The 21,249-nt window shown below is 63.3% G+C and carries 18 protein-coding genes and 1 pseudogene; 8 read left to right on the top strand and 11 right to left on the bottom strand.

All coding sequences use genetic code 11. From position 1 onward, the window contains the following. Positions 1 to 59 precede the first annotated feature (59 nt). Positions 60 to 668, top strand: coding sequence for a glutathione S-transferase (locus tag AB6806_RS18820; RefSeq protein WP_370955154.1), 609 nt, complete (start codon positions 60 to 62; stop codon positions 666 to 668). Positions 669 to 699: 31 nt separating this feature from the next. Here the strand turns inward: AB6806_RS18820 and AB6806_RS18825 are convergent, their stop codons facing one another. The 8 genes from AB6806_RS18825 to AB6806_RS18860 are packed head-to-tail and all read right to left on the bottom strand — an operon-like array spanning position 700 to position 11,100. Then, positions 700 to 1,665 (bottom strand): ABC transporter permease, encoded by a 966-nt coding sequence (locus AB6806_RS18825; protein WP_370955155.1) that lies wholly within the window; start codon positions 1,663 to 1,665, stop codon positions 700 to 702. Beyond that, positions 1,662 to 2,648, bottom strand: coding sequence for an ABC transporter permease (locus AB6806_RS18830; protein ID WP_370955156.1), 987 nt, complete (start codon positions 2,646 to 2,648; stop codon positions 1,662 to 1,664). Before AB6806_RS18830 ends, AB6806_RS18825 begins: the two co-directional genes overlap by 4 nt. Next, on the bottom strand, positions 2,645 to 4,237 hold the full coding sequence (locus AB6806_RS18835) for an ABC transporter substrate-binding protein (RefSeq protein WP_370955157.1): 1,593 nt from the start codon (positions 4,235 to 4,237) through the stop codon (positions 2,645 to 2,647). Before AB6806_RS18835 ends, AB6806_RS18830 begins: the two co-directional genes overlap by 4 nt. A 4-nt stretch (positions 4,238 to 4,241) precedes the next feature. After that, positions 4,242 to 5,645 (bottom strand): LLM class flavin-dependent oxidoreductase, encoded by a 1,404-nt coding sequence (locus tag AB6806_RS18840; protein ID WP_370955158.1) that lies wholly within the window; start codon positions 5,643 to 5,645, stop codon positions 4,242 to 4,244. Next, positions 5,642 to 6,838: an acyl-CoA dehydrogenase family protein gene (locus AB6806_RS18845; RefSeq protein WP_370955159.1), complete on the bottom strand. Its 1,197-nt coding sequence runs from the start codon at positions 6,836 to 6,838 to the stop codon at positions 5,642 to 5,644. Before AB6806_RS18845 ends, AB6806_RS18840 begins: the two co-directional genes overlap by 4 nt. Positions 6,839 to 6,873: 35 nt before the next feature. Next, positions 6,874 to 8,271: an LLM class flavin-dependent oxidoreductase gene (locus AB6806_RS18850; protein ID WP_370955160.1), complete on the bottom strand. Its 1,398-nt coding sequence runs from the start codon at positions 8,269 to 8,271 to the stop codon at positions 6,874 to 6,876. Continuing rightward, positions 8,268 to 9,866, bottom strand: coding sequence for an ABC transporter substrate-binding protein (locus tag AB6806_RS18855; protein ID WP_370955161.1), 1,599 nt, complete (start codon positions 9,864 to 9,866; stop codon positions 8,268 to 8,270). Before AB6806_RS18855 ends, AB6806_RS18850 begins: the two co-directional genes overlap by 4 nt. 43 nt (positions 9,867 to 9,909) lie before the next feature. Further along, on the bottom strand, positions 9,910 to 11,100 hold the full coding sequence (locus AB6806_RS18860; protein WP_370955162.1) for an acyl-CoA dehydrogenase family protein: 1,191 nt from the start codon (positions 11,098 to 11,100) through the stop codon (positions 9,910 to 9,912). 100 nt (positions 11,101 to 11,200) lie between these two features. Between AB6806_RS18860 and AB6806_RS18865 the strand changes: the two genes are divergently transcribed. Continuing rightward, a complete protein-coding gene (locus AB6806_RS18865; RefSeq protein ID WP_370955163.1) occupies positions 11,201 to 12,094 on the top strand; it encodes a LysR family transcriptional regulator in 894 nt (297 codons plus the stop codon). Positions 12,095 to 12,167: 73 nt separating this feature from the next. Here AB6806_RS18865 and AB6806_RS18870 read toward each other — a convergent pair whose 3' ends face one another. The 3 genes and pseudogenes from AB6806_RS18870 to AB6806_RS18880 all read right to left on the bottom strand — a co-directional run bounded on the left by AB6806_RS18870 (position 12,168) and on the right by AB6806_RS18880 (position 13,908). After that, complete coding sequence (locus AB6806_RS18870; protein WP_370955164.1) at positions 12,168 to 12,296, bottom strand: hypothetical protein; 129 nt, start codon at positions 12,294 to 12,296, stop codon at positions 12,168 to 12,170. Positions 12,297 to 12,484: 188 nt separating this feature from the next. Then, positions 12,485 to 12,847 (bottom strand): annotated as a pseudogene (locus AB6806_RS18875) (transposase); the annotation flags it as partial. 335 nt (positions 12,848 to 13,182) lie between these two features. Further along, a complete protein-coding gene (locus AB6806_RS18880; protein WP_370955165.1) occupies positions 13,183 to 13,908 on the bottom strand; it encodes a FadR/GntR family transcriptional regulator in 726 nt (241 codons plus the stop codon). Positions 13,909 to 14,017: 109 nt separating this feature from the next. Here AB6806_RS18880 and AB6806_RS18885 point away from each other — a divergent pair, with 109 nt between their 5' ends. The 6 genes from AB6806_RS18885 to AB6806_RS18910 all read left to right on the top strand — a co-directional run bounded on the left by AB6806_RS18885 (position 14,018) and on the right by AB6806_RS18910 (position 21,020). After that, entirely contained in the window at positions 14,018 to 14,932 is a 915-nt protein-coding gene (locus tag AB6806_RS18885) for a fumarylacetoacetate hydrolase family protein (protein ID WP_370955166.1), read from the top strand. Positions 14,933 to 15,002: 70 nt separating this feature from the next. Beyond that, the gene (locus tag AB6806_RS18890; protein WP_370955167.1) at positions 15,003 to 16,586 is read left to right on the top strand and encodes an ABC transporter substrate-binding protein; all 1,584 of its coding nucleotides are present in this window, start codon (positions 15,003 to 15,005) and stop codon (positions 16,584 to 16,586) included. 23 nt (positions 16,587 to 16,609) lie between these two features. Continuing rightward, entirely contained in the window at positions 16,610 to 17,584 is a 975-nt protein-coding gene (locus AB6806_RS18895; RefSeq protein ID WP_370955168.1) for an ABC transporter permease, read from the top strand. Beyond that, positions 17,581 to 18,423 (top strand): ABC transporter permease, encoded by an 843-nt coding sequence (locus AB6806_RS18900; protein WP_370955169.1) that lies wholly within the window; start codon positions 17,581 to 17,583, stop codon positions 18,421 to 18,423. Before AB6806_RS18895 ends, AB6806_RS18900 begins: the two co-directional genes overlap by 4 nt. Beyond that, on the top strand, positions 18,420 to 20,039 hold the full coding sequence (locus AB6806_RS18905) for a dipeptide ABC transporter ATP-binding protein (RefSeq protein WP_370955170.1): 1,620 nt from the start codon (positions 18,420 to 18,422) through the stop codon (positions 20,037 to 20,039). The genes AB6806_RS18900 and AB6806_RS18905 overlap by 4 nt, the downstream gene beginning before the upstream one ends. Before the next feature lie 120 nt (positions 20,040 to 20,159). Next, complete coding sequence (locus AB6806_RS18910; RefSeq protein WP_370955171.1) at positions 20,160 to 21,020, top strand: N-formylglutamate amidohydrolase; 861 nt, start codon at positions 20,160 to 20,162, stop codon at positions 21,018 to 21,020. Positions 21,021 to 21,249: the final 229 nt, after the last annotated feature.

A 21,249-nucleotide genomic window follows, 5' to 3' on the forward strand; every position in this document is an offset into this window, starting at 1 on the left:
AAAATAGACAAGTCAAATAATTTTGTCTAGAAAACGAACTTCGTTCGCAAGGATGTAAAATGAAGCTGCACTTCTCGCCTCAGTCGCCCTATGTCCGGAAGGTCATGATCGTTGCGCATGAACTCGGCTGTCTCTCCGAAATCGAAACGGCGATCACCGCCGCCCATCCCGTGCAGCGCAATGCGGATCTGATCACCCGTAACCCGCTCGGGCAGATTCCCGCCCTAGAGCTCGCCGATGGCCGCGTGCTCTACGATAGCCGAGTGATCTGCGAGTATCTGAACGAGCTGCATGGCGGGACGATCTTTCCCGCGAGCGGGCCGGAGCGCTGGCGGGCCCTGACCGAGCAGTCGCTCGGCGATGGCATGCTCGCCGGCGCCATGCTCGCTCGCTACGAGACCGTGGCGCGACCGCCGGAGCTGCAATGGCGGGATTGGCTGGACGGCCAGCTCGGCAAGGCCGGCAGTGGCCTGGCGGCGGTCGAGCGCGAGGCCGCGAACCTGGCGGATCGGATCGACATCGGCACGATCACGATCGCCTGCGCACTCGGCTATCTCGATCTCCGCTTCCCGGATTTCGGCTGGAGGGAGAGTTTCCCGCGCGTTGCGGAATGGGAAATTCAGTTTGGCGAGCGCGCTTCGCTGAAGGCGACGAGGCCGCCCGTATAGCGGCCTCTCATGCGGCCGCGACAAGCATTCCTTAGTCAGGCGCGCGCGGATTGAGCGCGTCGTTCAGGGCGTCACCCGCGATATTGAGCGCGAGCACCGTCAGGATGATCGCCAGCCCCGGAATGGCGGTCAGGTACCAGGCCGTGCGAAGCAGTTCCCGTCCGGAGCCGATCATGCTGCCCCAACTGACGAGATTGGGGTCCCCCAGACCGAGAAAGGACAGAGCCGATTCCATCAGGATGGCCGAGGCCACGAGGATGGAGGATGTGACGATGATCGGCGAGATGGTGTTCGGCAGAATGTGGAAAGCGATGAGGCGCAGCGAACCGGCGCCAAGGCTGCGCGCAGCGACAACGAACTCCTTCTCCTTCAGCGAGCGGAATTCGGCGCGTACCAGCCGCGCCACAGTCGGCCAGGTCACCAGTGAAATGCCCAGGATGATCGTCGGGATCGACGGCTGGGCGATGGCAACGAGCACAACGAGAAGAATGAAGCTCGGCATCGTCTGAAAGATTTCGGTCAGTCGCAGCAAGCCGTTGTCGATGCGTCCGCCGAAGAAGCCGGCGACCGATCCGACGAAGACGCCAAACGCGACACCCAGCGCCATCGCCGCGAAACCGACGAGCAGCGAGACGCGCGCGCCCCAGACGATGCCGGCGGCGACATCGCGCCCGAGCGAGTCGGTGCCAAGCGGAAATTCGGCATTCTGCCCGGGCCACAGAAACGGCTGCGCCACCATCGAGAGAGGATCGTCCGGATAGAGCCACGGGGCGCAGAAGGCGATGGCGACGATAGCGAGCAGGAAGGCGAGGGCGGCCGAGCCGGCCCTGTTGCTGAGGAACCGGCGAATGGTGCGCCGGCCGCCGGCCGGAAGCCCGATCCCGGAATCGGGACAGGTCGAGGCGGGTCTGTCGTCGATTGTGGGCGCGGCGCGACGGGGCTCTTCGGCCGCGGGCGGGGCTATTGCCCGCATTTCGGTTGCGCTGTCACTCATCATCGCACATCGATCCGTGGATCGAGCCAGGCCTGGACGAGGTCCACGATCATATTGACGAAGATCACGAGGAGCGAAGACAGCAGGAGAATGCCGAGCAGAACGCTAAAGTCGCGCTGCATTACCGCCTCGAAAGCCAACCGACCCAGGCCCGGCCAGCTGTAGACGGTCTCCACCACGACAGCCCCGCCCAGAATGCCCCCGAAATGCATGCCGGCCAGTGTCGTCACCGGAAGCAGCGCGTTGCGCAAGACGTGCCTGACGGCGATCGCGGAGGGCGGAAGGCCCTTGGCAGACGCCGTGCGCACGAAATCCTGCGTCGAAACCTCAAGGACCGAGGCCCGCGTCATTCGGGCATAGATTGCAACATAGAATAGCCCGAGCGAGGTCGCTGGCAGGATCATGTAACGCAGGCGGTTGAGCACGGCGTTCAGTCCGGAGAGGCCCGCGCCGATGGTCCCGGAGCCGCCGCTCGGCAGCCAGCCCAACGTGACCGAGAACAGCACGATCATCATCAGGCCGATCCAGAATCCCGGCACCGAATAGAAGATCAGCGTCCCGATCGAGAGCAGCCGATCAAGTGGGCGGCCTGCGTGCAGAGCCATGGCAACGCCGAGCATCACGCCCAAGACCAGCGCGATGGCCAGCGCGAGCCCCATCAGTAGCAAGGTGCCCGGCAGACGCTGGCCTATCAGGGTCGCGACCGGCAGGTTGTAGCGTGGCGAGAATCCGAGGCTGCCTTGGGCCAGATTGGCGAGGTAGGCATAGAGCTGCCGGAGCACGGGCAGATCGAGGCCGAAGCGCTGGCGCAGCATGGCCATCGTCTCTTCGGTCGCCGCGCCGGATTCGCCTGCCATCACGTCGGCGGCGTCGCCCGGAGCCAATTGCAGCAGGAAGAAGTTCAGGATGACGATCCCGATCGCCGTCGGCACCGCCTGCAGCGCGGTGCGTCTCAGGACGAGCAGAAGCCTGGAGGCTGCTGTCATTTCGGGTTCTTCGCCGGTTCGGAGATATAGACATCGGCGAAGTTGAAGTTCAGGCCTTCGGCATTGACCGTATGATTGCGCACCGTCCTCTTGAAGATCGTGACGGGCTTCAGGGAGATCAGGTTGATGACGGGGATATCGGTGTAGATCTGCCGTTGCACGGCGAGATAATGCTCGCGCCGCTTCTTCGGATCGGTTTCGCTTTCGCCCGCTTCGAGCAGGCGGTCGACGTCCGTGTTGGCGTAGTGGCTGCCATTCGAGAACGGCACGCCCGGCTTGAAGTTCTTGGACCAATAGAAGCGCTGCACGCCCTGGGCGGGATCGGGCGCGTTCGAGACGACCTCGACCGACAGGTCGAAAGCCCGATCGGTGTACACGGTCTTGACGTATTGGGCCTGATCGTAGGGAGCGATCGCCGCACTGACTCCGATCCTGGCCAAGGCCTGTCTGATGTATTCGGCAGTTCTGCGGTTGCCGTCGAAGAAGGGGCTGTAGGTCAGGCGAAGCGCCAGCCGGCTGCCGTCGCTGCCGCGCTTCAGGCCTGCTTCGTCGAGCAGTTTCTCGGCCCGCACGAGATCTATCGGATAAGGCTTGGCAGCCTCGTCGTGGAATGACTTGACCGCGGGGATGACGACGGTGGGAGACAACTCGCCATAGCCATACCAGGCGACGTTCAGCACGATGCGCGGATCGATCGCGGCTGCCAGCGCCTGCCGGACGCGCAGATCCTTCAGTGCAGGCGTATCGAGATTGAGAACGACCTGGCTGAGCACGCCGGAGTATTCATATCCCTTCGTCTCCGACCCGAGTTGCGGCAGGGACTTCAGTCGCTCGAGATCCGGGCCCGCGATCGGTGTGTCGCCGGCGATGTCTACCTCTCCGGATTCCAGCGCGGCGGCGCGGGCGCCGGCGTCCGGAATGAAGCGCGTGACGAGGCGGTCGATATACGGCTTGCCCTTGTCCCAATAGTCCGTGTTGCGCTCCAGCACGACATGGCTGCCGCGCACCCATTCCTTGAAGACGAAGGGGCCGGTGCCGATCGGGTGCGCATTGGCCGGATTGGTCGCGATCGGCGAGCCCTCATAGACGTGCCTGGGCAGGATGGGGATCTGGCTTCCCGCCAAGCTCGCCAGCAGGTAGGGCGCCGGCTTCGCAAGGACGACGATCGCGGTCGATGGATCGGGGGTACGGACCTCCGTGACCTGCGCGAAGGCCAGTCGTCCGCGCGGGTGGATCTGCTTGAAGGTCTCGATGGTGAAGGCGACGTCGGCCGAGGTGAACGGCTTCCCGTCATGCCAGCGGACATCGTCGCGCAAGGTGAACGTGTAGATCAGGCCGTCGGGGCTGACCGTCCAGGCCCTGGCCAGATGCGGACGGGGGCTGAGGTCGTAATCGTAGGACAGAAGCCCTTCGGTGATCTTCCCCGCGATCTTCTGAGCCGTGTTGTTGTGGTTCACCAGCGTCGAGGGTTCGGGGAACATCGCATAGGTCAGCGTTCCGCCTCGCCTCGGTTCTTCCGCGAGCACAGGCACGGTGAGCAAGGCGAAAATCAGCCCGAGGGCGGCGCCTGTCGAAGCGCGATACGACATCGCTCTAGTCCTTGTTAATGTGAGTGGGCAGGTGCCGGAAACCAGCTCCGGGATGGGGGTCGGCCAGCAGGCGCCGGCCGCTTCCACGCAGCTTCTCGCGCAGCGTGCCGGGGTCGTATGAGGTCTTGAAACGCCCGCGGCGCTGGAGCACCGGCACGACGAGTTCGATGAACTCCCTGTAGCCACCCGGCGTGATGGCATAGGCGAGGTTGAAGCCGTCGATGCCGGTGTCTCGCACCCAGGCCTCGATCTCATCGGCAACCGTCTCGGGATCGCCGATGATCACCGGGCCACGGCCCCCGATGGCGTTGTGCGCGACGACTTCGCGCAGGGTCCAGACCCGGTCGGGATCGATCCGCGTGAAGGAATCGATCATCGAGCTCGACGAGGCATCGTTGAGGCTCGCGGCCAGCGGCGCGTCGGGGTCATGGCCGGAGAAGTCGATGCCGGTCCAGCCCGAGAACAGGGCGAGCGCGCCTTCGTAATTCACGTAAGCCGCATATTCGTCGAACTTCGCGCGCGCCTCCTCGGCGGTGTGCCCGACGATGACGGTCAGCCCCATGAAGAAGAGGATGTCGGCCTGATCGCGGCCTGCCAGCACGGCCCTGTGCCGGATGTCGGCGACGATCGGCGCGATCGTTCGGGGCGTCGGCCCGCCGATGAAGACGCATTCCGCATGGCGTGCCGCGAAGTCACGGCCACGATCCGAGGAGCCGGCCTGGAACAACACCGGCGTGCGCTGCGGCGACGGCTCGCTCATATGGATGGCGTCGCAGCGGAAATGAGGCCCATCGTGACGGATGCGGTGGACCTTGTCGGGATCGGCGTAGAAGCCGGTCTCCTGATCGAGGAGAACCGATCCGTCCTCCCAGCTGCCTTCCCAGAGCTTGTAGACCAGCTCCATATAGTCTTCGGCCGCCTCGTAACGCTGGTCGCGCGAGGCGATGCCGCCATGGCCCATGGCCCGAGCGCCGCTGTCGTAATAGCCGGTCACGATGTTCCAGCCGATCCTGCCTCGGGTGAGGTGGTCGAGCGTGGATAGCCGGCGCGCCAACAGAAAAGGCGGCTCATAGGACATGGTCGCGGTCGCGCAGAAACCAAGATTTTCGGTGACCGCCGCCATGGCCGCGATCAGCATGAGCGGATCGTTCTTGGGAACCTGGGCTGCGTGTCGCACGGCCGCTTTGTAGTCGCCGCCGAAGACGTCGTTCACGCCGATACCGTCGGCGAAGAAGATCCCGTCGAAGAGGCCCGCTTCAAGCGTCTTCGCGAGTTCTGTCCAGTAGGACAGATCCTTGTAGCGCACCGCATTGTCGCGCGGGTGCCGCCAGAGCCCGGGCGAATAATGGACCGGGCTGCACATGGTGAAGGCGTTGAAGCGGATTCGTTTGGGCGTCGATGTCGTCATCGCGAAGCGATCCTCGGGCTCTCGACGCCGAGGATGTGGCGGCCAATGATGCCTCTTTGCTTGTCGGCATTGTCGTGCAGCGAAAGCGTGCGGGCATTTCGCCAGAAGCGATCGGCATTCTCGCATCGGCTCGTCGCGCGGGCTCCGCAGAGTTCGAAGATGCGGGAGGAGGCGTCGACCGAAATGCGCGATGCGGCGATCCTGGCCTGATACACGGCGACGAGTAGCTGCGAGACGGCGGCTTCGTCAGGCGGGCCTGCATCGAGCAGGTCGAACCCATGTCTCACGAGAGCCTGCCCTGCTGCGATATCCGTCGCGATATCGCCGACATGGCGCTGCCAGTCCGGCTCGTCGATCGCGCGCGCGAAGCCCAGCGTCGGACGGCGTTTCTCCTTCAGATAGGCGACTGCGAAATCCAGTGCTCCCTGCGCGATGCCCATAAGATTGGAGGCCACGCCGAGCTGAAAGATCGCCGCGAAGACCGGAACCCCGCGCGCCGCGCCCGGCGCGCCGATGACCATGCCGTCGGGGAGCACGCAGCCGACGACATCCAGCAGGCCGCTGGTCGTGGCGCGCTGGCCCATATTGTCCCAGCTGTCGTGGATGGTGACGGCCGGATGGTCAGCCGGCACCACGACGGTGACGATGTTCTCAGGCCCGGGCTGTCCCTGCGCCGCGCAGGTCACCAGCGCGAACCGGCAGCCGAGCGAGCCGGTTGCGAAGCTCTTATGCGCATCGACCCGCCAGCCGCCCTCGGCGCGATGTACCGTCGAGCGCAGCGGCGAGCGCTTGCCGTCTGCCGTGAACTGTTCGCCGGGCTCGCTTGCGACGGTGCAGAAGGAAGCCCGCTCCTCGATCACAAGCCGCGCGAAATGCCTCAATTGGTCGGCGCTGCCGATCAGGCGCAGGGTGGTCAACGCCGAGCTGTGGGCGCCAAAAATCTGCCCGGTGTTGCTGCAGGCAGCCGCAATGGCCTGCTGGATGCGCGATTGTAGGCCGAACGGCCGCGTCGAGCCGATGCCAAAACCGCCCAGCGCAATGGGGATTGGCAGCGCCATCAGGCCGACGGCATGCAGCAGTTCGATGTTTTCGCGGGGGTAGCGGCCCGCCTGATCGATGGCGGCCGCCCTGCCGCGCAGGACGGGAAGCACCTGTGCGAGGGCAGCGTCGAGGTCGTCTTCGGTGCGAAGCAAGGGAGTTGGCATCGGGGTGTCTCGAAAGGGCGCGCTCAGGCGCGAAAGATGCTGGCGGGGTGGGTGTCCAGAACGCGTGCGCGGCCGGGGCCGAAAAGCTTTTCCCGCAGCGGTCCTGCGGCATAGTGGCGCTTGTAGACGCCCCGGCTTTGCAGCTCGGGAACGACAAGGTCGATGAAATCGCGAAAGTCGTTCGGCATGAGCGCGTAGCTCAAGTTGAAGCCGTCGACATTGGTATCGGCCACCCAGGATTGCAGCGCGTCGGCGACCGAGATGGGGTCGCCGACGAAAACCGGGCCACGGCCGCCAATGGCGTTGTGCATCATCATCTCGCGCAGCGTCCAGACACGGTCGGGATCTGCGATCGTGAAGGACTCGATGGCCGAATTCATCGCTGCATCCCGGACGACATAGGGGATGGGAGCGCCGAGGTCGTGGCTGGAGAAATCGGTTCCGGTCCAGGAGGAGAACATCGCGAGAGCGGCTTCTTGATTGATGTAGCGCGTGTATTCGTCGAATTTCGCGCTGGCCTCCGCCTGCGTCGGGGCAACTATGACGGTGGCGAGCGAGAAGAAGCGGATGTCGTGGGGATCGCGCCCCTGCTCGGCCGCCTTGCGGCGCGTATCTGCGACGATGGGAGCGATGACCTGCCGGCTCGGCCCGCTGACGAAAACGCATTCCGCGTGGCGCCCCGCGAAGGCACGCCCGCGTGTCGAGGCGCCAGCCTGAAAAAGCAGGGGCGTCCGTTGCGGCGATGGCTCCGACATGAAGATCGCTTCGACGTGGAAATGCTCGCCGTCGTGCTTGATCTTGTGCACGCGCTCCGGAGCCGCGAACTGGCCGGTAGCCCGGTCGGCGATGACCGCATCGTCCTGCCAGCTTCCCTCCCAGAGCTTGTACATCACCTCCATATATTCGTCGGCGATGTCGTAACGGGTGTCGTGCGCGGTGACTTTCGCCTGGCCTTGCGCCTTCGCTGCACTGGCGAGAAAGCCGGTGACGATGTTCCAGGCGATGCGCCCGCCGGTGATGTGGTCGAGCGTCGTCAGGCGGCGCGCGAAGGGCACGCAGGGCTCGTAGGATACATTGCCGGTGACACCGAAGCCGAGATGCCGTGTCACGGCGGCCATGGCCGGCACGACGACGAAGGGATCGCCCCTGGGTATCTGCGCGCCCAGCCGAATGGCGGTGTCGGCACTGCCGCCATAGACGTCGTTGACGCCGTTGCCATCGGCCAGGAACAGCGCGTCGAACTTGCCACGTTCGAGCAGGCGCGCCAGATCGAGCCAGTGGTCGATAGTTTTGTATTCCAGCGAGCGGTCTTCGGGATGGGTCCAGAAGCCGGGGGACAGATGCACCGGCCCATTGGCCGCGAAGGCGTTGAGCCGGATTTTTTTTGCCGGCGCGCTGGCCTGCTTCGCGACGATGCTCACTTCGCCGCCTCGATATAGGCGTCCGCCAGATTGCCATGGATGCCGTCGACGCCGCGCGTGTGGTTCTTCACCTTCCGATCCGCCAAAGTGAACTGCTTCACCACGAAGAGATCGATCGCCGGCAGATCCGTCACGATGATGCGCTGGACCTGCTTGAATAGATCGGCCCGCTTGGCCGGGTCGATTTCGACGGCAGCGGTCTCGAACAGTCGGTCGACCTCCGGATTGGCGTAGAAGGCGCCGTTCGTGAAGGGCACGCCCTTCTTCCGGTTCTGCGACCAGAACAGCCTCTGTACGCCGAGCGTGGGGTCCGAGGTCGCGTTGCGGCCATGGATCGTGAACGCCCAGTCGCGATCGGTGTAGATCCGCTTCAGATAGGTCGCGAAGTCCTGCGAACGGATCGTGACGTCCACGCCGACCTTCGCCAGCGCCTGCCTGATGTAGTCGGCGAGGAGGCGGTAATTCGGGTCCGAGGTCGTCGGGTCGAAGGTCAGGCTGATGTGCTTTCCGTCAGCGCCGCGCTTGTACCCGGCCTCGTCCAGCAGCCGCTCGGCGGTCTTGAGATCAAAGGGATAACGCGGCACATCCGCCGTATAATAACGCTTCATCGCGGGCGGAATCGGGCCGGTCATCGTCTCGCCGAAACCCTGCCAGGCGAGCTTCAGCGCGACCTCGCGGTCGATCGCGTGCGCGAAGGCCTGACGCACCCTGACGTCCTTGAAGAACTCGTTCTCCAGGTTGAATTCGAGACGGATCGTCGTCGGCAGGAATTCGTAGCCCTTTTCCTCGACGACGAGGTTCGGCCGCGCGCGCAGGCGCTCGACATCGGAGAAGGGGATAGGGAACACCCCGCCGATATCGATCTCGCCCGTTTCGAAGGCGGCCGAACGGCCCGGTCCATCGGGGATCAGGCGAACCACGATCCGGTCGAGATAGGGTTTCGGCTTGTCCCAGTAATCGTCGTTGCGATCGTAGATGACATGGCTGCCCTTGATCCATTCCTTGAACTTGAAGGGGCCTGTCCCGATCGGCGCGGCGTTGGCGGGATTCGTCTGGGCGTTGGTGTTCTCATAGATGTGTTTGGGCACGATCGGGCTCTCGGCGGCCGACAGCGCGCTCAGGATATAGGGCGCCGGCTGCGAGAGATGGATCACGACGGTGTCGCGGTCCGGCGTCGTGACGTCCGTGACGTTGGCGAAGGTGCCGCTGCCGCGCGGATGGACTTTCTTCAGCAACAGGATCGAGAAGGCGACGTCGGCCGAGGTGAAATCCTTGCCGTCGTGCCAGCGCACGCCCTTGCGCAGCGCGAAGGTGATCGTCTTGCCGTCGGGTGCGACGCTCCAGGATGTCGCGAGCTGGGGCTGTGGATTGGCGTCCGCGTCATAGGTGACCAGCCCCTCCGTCACCTTGCTGCTGAGCAGGTAGTCCGTGCCAGCCGTCGTCGTCAGCGCAACCAGGCTCGTCGGCTCGAAGTTCACCACCCAGCGCAACGTGCCGCCGCGCTGGGGTTCTGCGGCCATGCCGGCGCACCCGAGAAAGAGCAGGATAGCAAGCGATCGAAAGCCGCGAAGCGGCCGGAAAACTGAAGACGACATGGATTCGATACTCCGGGATGTGGCGGTGCCGTTCAAACGGCTGTCAGCGTTGCAGGGTCGAGTCGAAGCTCTCTCCGAGCGCCGCCTGGCCGACGATCTGGGCGGTGCGGTCGTGCCCGGCATGCGGGACATGGGTCTGCAGGTCGCGAACCATCCGGCTGAGCGGACTTGCCATGAACATGGCGCTGGAACCGCAGGCCTGGATGATCTTGTGGGCGATCTCGAGCGCAGTCTGCGCCGCGAATTTCTTCGCGCTCATCGAGATGAGTTCGGCCTCCGCCAGGGGTTTCGACGGCCATGTGGCGATTGCCGCCTGAAACAAGGCGACTGCGGCATCGAGCGCCACGCGCATCTCGCCGGTTCGCAATTGCAGAACGGCGTTACGCCCGTCGCCGCGCTCGTTTGTGTAGGCGAGGAACCAGTCGAACATGCCCTCGGCGGTGCCGAGATAGTTGGCGGCGAAGCCGAGATGGACTCGCCCCTGCCAGCGCTGACGCGGATAGTCGCCGGGCTCGCCGAGCACGTCCGCATCCGGGACGAAGAGGTCGTCGATGCGCAGAAGCGGGCTGCGCGCGGTACGCATGCCGGTTGGCCGATACCAGTCGTCATCGGCGCGGATCGCGGGATCACGCGGATCGACGAGTAGCATGATGTAGTTCTGGAGCGGGTCGTCGATGCCGTCGATCGACGCCATGATGATGCTGACATCGGCGAGGGGCTGGTTCGTCGCGTAGTTCTTGACGCCGTTCAGCACGAATCCGCCCTCGACGCGCCTCGCCTTGGTGGAGAAGACGTTCTGGGCGCGCCGTCCGGGCTCGCTCGCCGTTCCGCTGGCAAGGCGCGCCCGGTGCGCCAGCGGCTTCAGCAGCCGCTCCACCTGCTCGGGTGTTCCCAGCGCCTCGAGCATCCAGATGGAATGGTTGTGGACGGCCAGGCAATGCGCCGTGCCGCTGCAACCCCGTGCGACGAGCCTGAGGAGCTGTGGAAACGTGGCCGGGTCATCACTCAGCAGGTTGCTGCTACGCCCGCCCAGCGAGCGACCGATGGTGACGTGGAGCAAGCCCCTTTCGAACAGTTCGCGGAGGCTCGCTACAGGCATTTCACCGGCCTCGTCGGTAACGCGGCTGCGTTCGCGGAACGTGGCGCAGAGGCTAGTCGCCACTTCCTGTAGCGCCTCGGAACGGAGCGGCGCTTCGACATCGAGCATGGTCGGGCTTTCGAACTGCCGCCGCATCGCGCGGCGGCTGTATTTAATCTATTGATTTAATGGATTATCGGAGCGCGATATGTAAAATACTATCTTCATGAACGCGTGAGACGTTTGAGGTATCGCTGTGGAGCTCCGCCAGTTTCGTCAGTTTATCGCCGTGGCGGAGGAGCTCAATTTCCGGCGCGCGGCCAGACGCCTCAATATGGCGCAGCCTCCGCTGACGGCCGCGATCAAGCGGGTCGAGGAGGAACTCGGGGCCCTCCTGATCGAGCGCACGAATCGCATCGCCCGATTGACGCCGGCCGGGCAGGTTTTCCTGGAGGAGGCCACGCGAACGGTGGCTCAGGCCGAACGCGCCATTACGGTTACGCGGCGCGCTGGCAGAGGCCTGACCGGCACGCTGCGGGTGACGTTTCTGGCCAGCGCCATGAACAGCGTCCTGCCCGGGCTTCTCCGGGAGTTCCGGGAGCGCTTTCCGGAGGTCGAGCTGGATCTCGAGGAACGGCCCAGCGACAAGCAGGTCAGCGCCTTGCTCGAAGAGCGAGCCGATATCGGCTTCGTCGCATTGCCCTTCCTTGAGCGGCGCGAACTGACCATCGAAATCCTACTGGAGGACCATTTTGTGCTGGCTCTTGGCCAGGATCATCCGCTTGCCGACCGCGCTCAGATCGATCTGGCCGCCCTGGCCGGAGAGAAGTGGATCATGTTTCCCCGCAGGCACGGCCCCGCGCTTTATGAAAAGGTGCATATGGCGTGTGCTAACGCAGGGTTCGCTCCCGACATCGCCATGGAAGCACTCGGAACGCAGGCCATGGTCGGGCTGGTCGGCGGGGGCCTCGGCGTGGCGCTGGTCCCCCGAAGCCTCTGTGACATGGATCGCGGGCGCGTCGTCTTCCGCGAGATTGCCGGGCCGGGCACGCCGATCTCCTACGAACTCGCGATGGCTTACGGCTCGCCGACGCCGCTGCGCGAAGCCTTCATTGCAATTGCGCGGGCCACGTCGCGTACGACTCCCTGACTTCACGGCTCAGGAGATCAAGCCGCACTCTCCTTGAGCCGCACTCTCCTCGCGCCGCGCTCGTCCGTTCTGGTCACCGGGTCGAGATACGCGGCGCCTCGATACCGAGAAAATAGCGCCCGAGAATCCCTTTCAGCTTGTCGGGATTGTCGTGAAGCGACAGGGTCCGCGCATTGCGCCAGAAGCGATCGGCTGCATGCATGCGGGTTGCTCTCGCCAAGTTGAAAGGCGAGGCGTTCAGGGCAGCTTTGCGCGCCGTTGACACAAAGCTCGCCTCCTTCAGCTGCGTCCGCGTCTCCTCCAACGGCCGGCCGGCTTCGTCGGCGGCCTTCTGTCCGCCTTGATCAATTCCCGGCCCTGGCGACCAGTTCGGCACCCCCGAAATGCTGGTAGGACACGTCTCTCACGAGAGGGGCTCGATCGGGTCTTCGAGAAGGTCGAGTGATCAGGTACATCGCCTTCGAGCCCCAGTCGACAAAACCAGCGATAGGCGAGGTTCAGATGGACCTCCTCGCACAGGCGCCGCTCGGAGCGGATGCCGAAGCAGTAGCCGACGAGCAGCATCCGGATCATCAGCTCCGGATTGATCGAGGGGCGGCCCATCTCGCTATAGAACGGACGCAGATGCGCGCGGATCTCAGAGAGATCGACGAACCGGTCGATGGCTCGCACCCAATGATCAGCCGGCACGTGACGCTCCAGGCTGAACTCGTGGAACAGCGCCTCCTGCGCCACCACCCGCTCGCCCATCATCGCGCCGCCCTCCGTCCAGGACGACTGAATCAGGACTTCACATCCGCAGCAATGCCGACTTTTTCAACGACATCGGCCCTTAGCTGACTCGTGGAACGTCCGCTCTCGGGCAGTCTGGTTGGCGGCTTGCGTTCGCGCCGGCATCGCCAGCGGCGACGTCGTCATCGCGATCCTGGCGCGCCGTCGCCAACTGCCTGTTCCAGCCAGCATCACCACACCCAGCGCCCTCAGGCGCAAGACTGAGCCGGTCTAGACATGGTGGCCGGCCGAAGCCGGAATGCCGACCTGGGTAATCGCGAAATGTGCTCGCCATTCCACGGTATAACCTTCTCAATCTATATTTTTCTACGCACGCCGAACATATAGTCTTGAATGAAAACTACATGATCATAAAGCAAGGTCGAAGCTTTTGCGCTGTCGCGTGAAGCAAATGCTTCAAATATGGCGTGATGCTGTTTCTTGAGTAATTCCATCCGCTCCGGAACCGCTCCCTTGGCTTTCAACTGACCCCATTCCGTATTGCGGCGAACCTGTGCCAGCATTCGCGACATCGCGATGGCCGGGGCATTATGGGTAGCCAACGCGATCGCGTCATGAAATTCAGCATCCCAATGCTCGAAAGCCATGAGTTCGTGGGCCGCATCACCTCCTTGCAGGCAATTTCGGAGGCGATCGATATCCGCCTGGGTCGCGCGGGCGACGACCAGATCAGCCAGTGCCGGCTCGAACACCATGCGGCACTCGACGACTTCGGCAGGGCTGAAATGATCGGCGATCGGCGCCTCGGTCATCTGCTGGGCTTCGACGGCGCGCTTGAATGTCCCCCGTCCAATGTGGCGGATTACGAGGCCGGCCTCTTCAAGTCCGTCCAAGGCGCGCCGGACGGTGTTCCGCGCGACGCCATATTGCTCACCGAGATCACGCTCCGTCGGAAGTTTTTCGCCGTCCATCCAGCGGTCGGAGCGTAGCGCTCGCTCAAGCTCGGCCCGCACCCATTGCGCATCGCCGCGCTTCATCCGCACCGATGGCACATGGTGCTCATCCCTGTCGATCTTATCCACGGTCCTCGCTCCGCATCCGCGCGGTTGACATATCGGTATACATTGGATCAATATGGGTCCGCAAATAACTCTAAGTTGATCAGAATTGGCTCAAGATTGGTTCAATAGCATGAAGCTCGCCACGGTTCAATCCAACGGTAGCACCTACGTCGCCATAGTCGAGCCGACCCAGAAGAGGGTCTGGCCGCTGCAGGGGACCGGTCCTGATATTCCAGCAGCCGTCGGATCAGATATGGTTGCGGCCATTGCCCATCTGGTGACTACCGATCTTTCCTTCGCTCTTCGCGGCGAAGGCGTGCCGTTGTCCGATGTCAAGATTCTGGCTCCAATTCCCAATCCGCCGCGCAACATCATGTGTGTCGGCAAAAACTACCATGCGCACGCCAGGGAATTCGCGAAAAGCGGCTTCGACACCAGCGCCACCTCCGCAGCGGATGCCATTCCTGCCCACCCCATCATCTTCACCAAGCCGGCTACGGCGATCACGGGGCCGGGCAGCGATATTCCGATGGTGCCGGGCCTCGATGCCGCGATCGACTACGAGGCCGAACTTGCCGTGGTGATCGGCAAAAAGGGGCGCTGCATCCGCCGTGAGGACGCCATGCAGCATGTCTTCGGCTATACCGTCCTCAACGACGTGACCGCGCGAGACCTGCAACTGCGCCACAAGCAGTGGTTTCTGGGCAAGGGAATCGACGGGTTCTGCCCGATGGGGCCCTGGATCGTCACGGCCGACGAACTCGACGGGCAGGATCTTCGCGTGAGCTGCCGCGTGAACGGCGAGCTGCGCCAGGATGCGTCTACAGCGACGCTTATCTTCGACATTTCAACGCTGATCGAGGTCATTTCCCGCAGCGTCGAGTTGATGCCGGGCGATGTCATCGCGACGGGGACTCCTGAGGGGGTCGGGATCGGCTTCCAGCCGCCGCGCTTCCTGCGCGATGGCGACGTCGTGGAATGCGAGATTTCGGGCATCGGCGTTCTGAGCAACACCGTGCGCCGCGTCAGCGCTCATGCCGCCTGACCTGCTGGCGGCCCCCGAGCTTCGGCGGGCCGGACAAGCGCGAACCCAACGATAAAACGGGGATAATGACATGAAGTACCTGTCGCGGCGTGACCTGCTGGTTGGCGCGGGGGCCGTGGCCCTCAACGGAGGAGCTCCGATCGGGGCTTGGGCGCAACAGGCGAAGGGGCGGCTGACCGTTGCCTGCAGCGGCGAGCCCGCCACGCTCGTGCTGGCGCTCAGCACGCAGGGGCCGACCCAGCTCATCGGTGGCAAGATCTTTCAGGGCTTGCTGAGCTTCGGATTCGATCTTTCTCCCCAGCCGTCGCTTGCCAAGAGCTGGATCGTCTCGCCGGATGGCATGACGTATGAATTCAAGTTGCAGGAGAACGTGACCTGGCACGACGGTCGGCCCTTCACGTCGGAAGACGTGGTGTTCACCACCAGGGACATGCTGCCCCAGACGCATACCCGGGCGCGCAACAACTTCGCCAACGTTGCCGAATTCATCGCCAGCGATCCTCACACCGTCATCTTCAAGATGAAGCAGCCGTTCGCACCCTTCCTGGGAGCTTTCCAGGTGGGAAGCGCGCCGATGATGCCCAAGCACATCTATGCGGGCTCCGACTACAAGACCAATCCGGCGAATGCGACGCCCATCGGAACGGGACCCTTCAAGTTCAATGAATGGCGGCGCGGCAACCATATCCATCTCGTGCGCAACGAAAACTACTGGAAACAGGGCCTGCCGCGGATTCAGGACATCTATTTCAGGATCATCCCGGATGCAGCCGGACGGACGATGGCCATCGAGGCCGGGGAACTCGACGTCGCGACCTCCGACGATATCGAGCTCTTCGATGTGCCGCGGCTCAACACCAATCCGAGTCTCGTGCGGGTCGACAAGGGGGACGAGATCTTCGGCGAAATGGGCTGGATCGAGATGAACCACCGGGTGAAGCCGCTCGACGACAAGCGGTTCCGTCAGGTGATCATGCATGCGCTTGATCGCGATTTCATCGCCAGCAGGATTTGGTTTGGCGTGGCCAAGAAAGCATCCGGCCCGTTCTCCTCCGCGACGAAGTATTGCGACGCCAGCATCCAAGGCTATCCGTACGATATGGCGCGGGCGCGCAAGCTGCTCGCGGATATGGGGCTTGACCCGAAATCCGGCGGCCAGCGTGCGTCGCTGCGGCTTCTGCAGTCGCCTTATGGCGGCCCGTGGAACCGCCTGGCCGAATACATGAAACAGCAACTGGCGGAACTTGGCGTCTCGCTGACGATCGAGTCCACCGACATGGGGGCTTTCGCTCAACGCGTTGCGAACTGGGACTATGATCTGACCTTCAACCGCCTGCTGCAATTCGGCGACCCGGCGCTCGGCGTGGCACGATCCTACATCTCGTCCAACATCCAGAAGGGCGTGATGTTCAGCAATACGATGGGTTACTCCAATCCAAAGGTGGACGAACTCTTCGCGCAGGCCCAGCAGACGATCGATGAGGGAGAGCGCATGCGCCTCTACAAGGAGGTGCAAGCCATCCTGTTCGAAGATGTTCCTGTCGGCTGGCTGGTCGAGGGCCGCCGCGTGACCTTCCACAACAAGCGCGTGCGCGACCTGATCACCACGTCGTCGGGAACCTATGACAGCTTCGAAAGCGCCTGGATCTCGTAACGCGTCTGGAAAGCCTACGGATCATGGAACAGCTCAAATATATCGGCAACCGACTGCTGAAGGCAGCCGTGCTGATCGTGCTCATCGCCATCATGAACTTCCTCCTGGTGCGGATGGCCCCAGGAGATCCCGCCTCGGTCATCGCAGGGGAGTCGGGTGCTGCGGATCCGCAATTCATGCAGCAATTGCGGGAGCAGTTTCGGCTGGACGAGCCGATGTACATCCAGCTCTGGTCATATCTGTCCGGCATTTTCCGGCTCGACCTGGGCTACAGCTATCGCAATCAGGAGACCGTCTTCAACCTGCTGATCGATCGCCTGCCCGCGACGCTGCTTCTCAGCGGTCTGGCCTTTGTCATCGCCATCGTCGGCGGCGTGGCGCTGGGCGCCGTGGCGGCGACCAAGGTCAACCGTTGGCCCGATTCCCTCATCAGCTCCATCGGGGTCACGCTCTATGCGATGCCATTGTTCTGGATCGGGCTGATGCTCGTCCTGACATTCTCGACGGCGCTGGCATGGCTCCCGCCCTTCGGCATCGGAACGATCGGTTCGCTGTCGGGATGGGAGTTCGTCCTCGATAGAGCCAAGCATCTGGTCCTGCCAGTCGCGACGCTCGCCACCTATTACCTGGCGATATACATGCGGCTGGCCAGATCCTCGATGCTGGAGGTGCAGGGCCAGGATTTCGTCAAGTTGGCCCGCGCCAAGGGGCTTCCTTCCTGGCGCATCGTCACAATGCACGTGCTTCGCAATGCGCTGCTTCCCGTCATCACCTTCGCCGGCGTGCAGGCTGGGCATCTGATCGGTGGCTCCATCATTGTCGAGACCATCTTTGCCTGGCCTGGAATCGGCCGGCTGGCGCTCGAATCCCTTCTGGTTCGAGATTACAATACGCTTCTCGGAGTATTTTTCCTGTGCAGTGTCATGACAATATTCTTTAATATCATAACTGACCTTGTCTATTCGATCGCCGATCCTCGCATCGAGGTGGGCGCATGATGGGTCTGTGGCACCGTTTCAGGCGACATCACGGCGCCGTCGCAGGTCTAACCGCGGTCGCCGTGATCGCATTGATGGGATTGTTAGCGGGCTGGATCGCTCCCTTCGACCCATGGGCGATCAGGGGCGCTCCCATGCAGCCGCCCTTCGTCGACTTGGTGCATCCGCTCGGCACGGATCTTCTGGGGCGCGATGTGCTCTCCGGCATCATCCACGGAGCGCGCGTTTCCCTTCTCATCGGCTTGATCTGCATGCTCGCGACCGTCTCGGTCGGGATCGTCCTTGGCGCCGTGGCCGGTTATTTCGCCGGTTGGGTCGACGACCTCCTGATGCGGGTGACGGAGTTCTTTCAGGTTCTTCCGAGTTTCGTCTTTGCAGTCGTTCTGGTGGCGATCTTCAAGCCCGGCTTGGGCTCGATCGTCACCGCGATCGTACTGGTGAGCTGGCCGCCCGTCGCGCGCCTGGTCCGGAGCGAATTTCTGTCACTCCGCTCGCGCGAATTCGTCGAAGCTGCTGTGACGGCGGGGCATCGCAGCCTTTGGATCATCTTCCGCGAGATTCTGCCTAACGCGCTCGCCCCTGTCGTGGCCTTGGCCACCCTCATGGTTGCGAGCGCCATCCTGCTGGAATCGTCGCTGAGTTTCCTGGGTCTTGGCGACCCCAACCTGATGACATGGGGCTACATGATCGGCACCTCGCGCAGCGCGATCCGGGTCGCCTGGTGGATGAGCGTCTTTCCAGGGTTGGCGCTGGTGATCACGATTTTGGCGATCAATCAGGTCGGAGAGGGACTGGCGCGGACACTGAACGTCCGTCTGTCGGGAGGGCGCGCAGCATGAGCCCGCCGCTTTTGTCGATCAAGGATCTGACCGTCAGCCTGCCCGCGGGGATGGACCGGTCGCATGCAGTCAACAAGATCAGCTTCGACGTGCATTCCGACGAGGTCGTCTGCGTGGTCGGCGAGTCCGGTTCGGGCAAGTCCGTCGTCGCGCAGACGGTGATGGGGCTGCTCCCATCGGCCCTGAGGGTCAGTAGCGGCGTCCTGTCTTGCAAGGGGACCGACCTGCTCGGGTTGAGCGAGAGTGAGCATCGCGCGCTTCGCGGAACGCGCATGGCGATGATCTTCCAGGAGCCGCTGTCGGCGCTCAATCCGGTCATGACCGTGGGCGAACAGATCGCGGAGGTGTTCCGCTACCATGGTCGCTCGACCGCGGATCTCCGCAGTCGCGTGGTCGAGCTGATCGCCGCGGTGGGCCTTCCTACGCCGGAGCAGCTTTACGACACTTATCCGTTCCGCCTGTCGGGCGGGCAGCGCCAGCGTGTGGTCATCGCGATCGCGCTCGCTCTGGAGCCGGAACTTTTAATCGCCGACGAACCGACGACGGCGCTCGACGTGACCACCCAGGCCCAGATTCTGCGGTTGATCGCCGAGCTGCAGAAGACGCGAAAGATGGGCGTGATGTTCATCACCCATGATTTCGGCGTGGTTGCGGATATCGCTGATCGCATCGTCGTCATGAGACATGGCGAGATCGTCGAACAGGGATCCGCCAGCGATGTCTTGCGGGCACCGAACCACCCTTACACCAAGAAGCTGATCGAATCCGTTCCAACGTTTCGGAGGACGGAAATGGCCCAGGTGGAGGCGGAGACGATGCTCGAGGTCCGCAGCCTGCAGAAGAGCTATCGTACGACCGGTGGTTTTTTTGCGCCCGAGCGTAAGGTACACGCCGTCAAGGACGTCAGCTTCAGCATCCGCCGCGGCGAAACCCTGGGCCTGGTCGGCGGAAGCGGGTCGGGCAAGTCGACCGTCAGCCGTTGCGTCGTGCGCCTCATCGATCCGGATGGCGGAAGCATCAAGGTCGCAGGCCAGGAGATCTCGCGGCTGGCTCCGCGCCAGATGCGCCCCGTCCGGAATCTCGTACAGATCATCTTCCAGGACCCGTTCGCTTCGCTGAATCCGCGGCACAAGATCGGGGATGTGATCGGGTCCGGCCTGCTCGCCGCAGGCATGCCGCGCGAGGAGATCACCGCACGCGTGAGCCGGCTTCTGACGCTGGTGGGCTTGGCGCCCCACATGGCCGAGCGCTTTCCCCACGAGTTCTCGGGCGGCCAGCGTCAGCGCATCGGGATAGCCCGGGCGCTTGCCCTTGACCCCAAGCTGCTCATCGCGGACGAGCCGGTCTCGGCTCTCGATGTCTCGGTGCAGGCGCAGGTGCTGGATCTGCTCGGAGAGCTGCGCGACAAGCTCGGCCTATCGATGCTGTTCGTCACGCACGATCTGCGGGTGGCTTCGCAAATCTGCGACCGCGTCGCAGTCATGCAGCACGGCGAGATCGTCGAGACGGGCTCGACGCGGGACGTCTTCGCCGATCCGCAGCACCCTTATACGCGCTCGCTCATCGAAGCGGTTCCCGGCAAGCGCTTCTTCATGCCGCTCGCCGGCCAAGCCTAGCGCCAAAGTCCGCTCAAAACCGACGGCTTCGCCAGAGCCGCCGGGTCTGCATTTTCAGCCAGCTCCGTGGCGCCATCGACGATGACGCCATGGGCATTCATCGAAAGAGGAGAGAACGCGATGCCTTATGTGGAAAAGGGAATCTTCTACCGTTACGAACCGACCGTTGCCCCAGTTCCTCTGGTCGTCGATGTCTCGCGAAGCGGCCGAGAATATCCGACGGAATTCCGTTCGAAGGTTGGGTTCTCGGCCATCCACGACAACGTCTCGATGTATGTGGACGAGATCTGGGAAGACGCCCCAAAATATGGCGGGACATTGCTGTATGCCCTGTTCCCGCATATGTACATCGACGCCAACAGGCATGAGCTCGATATCGACGAGGAGCTCATCGAAGGGACGTGGCCGGTTCCCCTGCAGCCGACCGTGTCGAAGCGCGGCCTCGGGCTTCTCAAGTCGAAGTCTCGCTATGGCGAGCCGGTCCAGGAGAAGAAGCTGACCTATGCCGAGGTGGAGGAGCGCCTGGATCGCTATCACCGCCCCTATCACCGTGAGCTGAAGGCCATCGTCGATCGTGCCCGTTCCTCCTCCCGCACGGTCTATCATCTGAGCTGCCACTGCATGTCCGCTGTCGGAGCGCCGACCCATCCGGATGCCGGCCAGGAACGGGCGGATTTCTGCCTCGGCAACCTCCACAACGGGCAGAGCACCTCATCGACCGAATTCATCGAATTCGTCGCCGGGGTCATCAGGGATCAGGGCTTCACCTGCACGATAAACATGCCCTACGGCGGTGGCGAGATTAATCGCCGCTATGGCAATCCTGCCAACGGTGTCGAGAGCGTCCTCTTCGAGATCAACAAGAAGAAGTTCATGGACGTCGGGACCTTCCGCAAGAACGATGGCTTCGATGCGATCAAGGCGGCGGCCAACAACGTGCTCGGCGCGCTGTCCGGCAAGCTGCGCGAAATCGGCAATTGATCGAAGCTACCCCCGGGAGCCGCGAGGCTCCCGGGGGTATTTGCGTCGGCCGTACACCGCTGCGAGGCCGAGACGAAAGCTGGGCGGGCCTCTCCATTACGATTCGGCCGGCCCAGATGTCTCGTTCAAGGAGACCTGGGTGTGCGTCATCGAGACAGATGGCATCATTTCGTACTGCGGATTCGCTCTGAGGACAGCCAAGCGCGGCCCTGCGTTGACCCTTGCACAT

The organism is Allobosea sp. RCC_152_1 (assembly GCF_041360765.1).
Classification (GTDB): Bacteria; Pseudomonadota; Alphaproteobacteria; order Rhizobiales; family Beijerinckiaceae; genus Allobosea; species Allobosea spartocytisi.